The organism is Gryllotalpicola sp. CP2-P1, from assembly GCF_057512245.1.
The window spans coordinates 1-1,827 of the sequence record NZ_JBLRDT010000337.1 but is presented as its reverse complement, the minus strand read 5'-3'; the positions used below and the strand labels follow the sequence as shown (position 1 = coordinate 1,827).

2 protein-coding genes are annotated in these 1,827 nt (G+C 73.7%); both read left to right on the top strand.

Annotated features, from left to right (window positions below; genetic code table 11):
• The coding region (locus ACM2XV_RS14965; protein WP_487027513.1) for a class I SAM-dependent RNA methyltransferase at window positions 1-1,180 on the top strand (1,180 nt) is incomplete at its 5' end.
• Between the two features lie 22 nt (window positions 1,181-1,202).
• Window positions 1,203-1,827: response regulator transcription factor (locus ACM2XV_RS14960; protein WP_487027512.1), on the top strand; the 625-nt coding region annotated here is incomplete at its 3' end.

The following is a 1,827-nucleotide window of genomic DNA, read 5'->3' as shown; positions in this document are numbered from 1 at the left end:
CGCCCGGCACGAGGGCCGCGTCGTGTTCGTCGCGGACGCGATTCCCGGCGAGCGCGTGCGCGCCCGCGTCACCGAGGCGAAGAAGTCCTTCTGGCGCGCCGACACCGTCGAGGTGCTCGAGGCGAGCCCGCACCGCCGCGAGCATGTCTGGGCCGAGGCATCCGTGACGCGCGACCCGGAAGGCCGCGCGGGCGGCGCCGAGTTCGGCCACATCGAGCTCGCGCATCAGCGCGAGCTGAAGCGGCAGGTCGCCACAGACGCCCTCACCCGCATGGCCGGCATCGACCCCGGCACCGACTTCGCGGTGCAGGCACTGCCCGGCGACGACGAGCGCCACGGCACCGGCTGGCGCACGCGCGTGCGGCTGCAGGTGGCCGCCGACGGCACCGTCGGTCCCTTCGCCGCGCGCTCGCACACCGTCATCCCCGTCTCGTCGCTGCCTCTGGCCGCCGACGCGATCGCCGAGATCGCTCCCCTGGCCACGCGCTTCCGCGATGCGGAATCCGTCGACCTCATCGCGCCCTCGCAGGGGCGCCCGCTCTCGATCGTCACGACGCGCGACGGCGCCGTGCCCTCCCTCGCGCCGATCGTCGAGAAGGTGGGCGATCGCGAATTCGCACTCGATGCCCTCGGCTTCTGGCAGGTGCATCGCGAGGCCGCGGCGACGCTCACGGCCGCCGTCCAGCGCGCCGTCGACGCCGACGAGTTCGACCCGCGCGCCGCGAACCTCGATCTCTACGGCGGGGTCGGCCTGCTCGCCGCCGCGGTCGGCGACCGCTTCGGGCAGGCCACGCGCATCACGAGCGTCGAGTCCTACGAGCCGGCGACCGATTTCGCCGCCCGCAACCTCTCCGACTGGGTCGGCGCTCGCGCGATCACCGCGCGCGTCGAGCGCTTCGTGCGGGGCCTCGCCGACGACGCGACCGCCGTCGAGCGCGGGCGCCAGCGCGCAGCCACCGTCGTGCTCGACCCGCCGCGCTCCGGCGCGGGCAAGGCGGTCGTCGACGAGCTCGTGCGTACCGCCCCCGCTCAGCTCGTCTACGTCGCGTGCGACCCGGTCGCCTTCGCACGGGATGCTGCACTCTTCGGCGAGGCCGGTTACGGCATCCGCTCGCTCGAGGCCTTCGACCTGTTCCCGAACACGCACCACGTCGAGCTTGTGGCGCGCCTCAGCAGATAGACGCCCGGCTACAGTTGCCTGCATGGTGACAGTGGCGATCGTCGACGATCACGAGTCCGTGCGGCTCGGGCTGCGGGCCGCCTGCGGGGACGCCGGCTTCACGGTGACCGGTGAGGCGGCGACGGTCGATGAGCTGCTGCCGCAGCTCGCCGGCGCACCCGCCGACATGGTCGTGCTCGACCTCTCGCTCGGCGACGGATCGAGCGTGACCGACAACGTCCGGCGGCTGCAGGATGCCGGCAGCGCGGTGCTCGTGCACTCGATCGCCGACCGGGTGCAGGCCGTCCGCGAGGCGCTCGCGGCGGGGGCCGCGGGCGTCATCCCGAAATCGGCGCCGACCGGCACGGTCATCGACGCGATCCGCACGGTGGCCGAGGGCGGGGTGCTCAACAACCTCGAGTGGGCGAGCGCGATCGACGCCGACAACGACTTCGCGCGGGCCAAGCTCGGCCAGCGCGAGCGCGACGTGCTGCACCTCTACGCCTCGGGCCTGCCGCTCAAGGCCGTGGCGAGCGAGCTCGGCATCGCGCACTCGACGGCGCGCGAGTACCTCGACCGCGTACGCGTGAAGTACGTGGAGATCGGCCGCCCGGCGCCTACCAAGGTCGACCTGCTGCGGCGCGCCGTCGAGGACGGCATTCTGCCGG